At 41.6% G+C, this 534-nt stretch carries 1 protein-coding gene and 1 pseudogene; both read right to left on the bottom strand.

Annotation, left to right across the window (positions count from 1 at the left end):
* A partial coding sequence (locus tag A3739_RS31470; RefSeq protein WP_369821110.1) for a competence protein CoiA family protein occupies window positions 1-209 on the bottom strand: 209 nt, incomplete at its 3' end.
* A gap of 8 nt (window positions 210-217) precedes the next feature.
* Window positions 218-534, bottom strand: a pseudogene (locus tag A3739_RS30035) (TrlF family ATPase); the annotation flags it as partial.

Raw genomic sequence — 534 nt, 5'->3', positions numbered from 1 at the left:
CAAACCTCGAAAGAAAGTTCGCACTCTTTCTCTGGTGGGGTCTCAGGATTGGGGTCATGAGAAAAGTGCCATTCTTTCTTCGCTCCTTTTCGTGCTAGCACGGGTTGCTTACAGCTGGGGCAAACACAATTGCACTTCCTACCGCTAGGTACTTGGCTTACCTCGACGTAGCGATTCTCAGGATTAATGGCGAAGGGAATTAGGGTCATTTAACAAATTAAAATTTAAAACCATACTTCATTTCGCGTTCTTGGAAGGCTATTACTCCACCTTCTAAGATCTCGCAAACGTGCTCTCTAATTCCTTTCTTATAAAGTACTCCGTCTTTTTCTGGTGATATGAACGAGTGTTCAATTGCTCCCGCACAGTATTCGAATTTATGTTTTTTATTTTCTTTGTCAGGAACTTGCCCGCTTTGGTTAGCTACTACCACACATTCTGAATCAGATGCGACAACAAGGTTAGCATTATGAGTGACTATTATGATCTGTCTTTTGTTTTTGCGTTGCCTAATATAGCCTTTTAAGAGGTCAT

Source organism: Oleiphilus sp. HI0067 (assembly GCF_001635735.1).
Note: the sequence above shows the minus strand (reverse complement) of the source record. Positions and strands in the feature narration are given on the sequence as shown.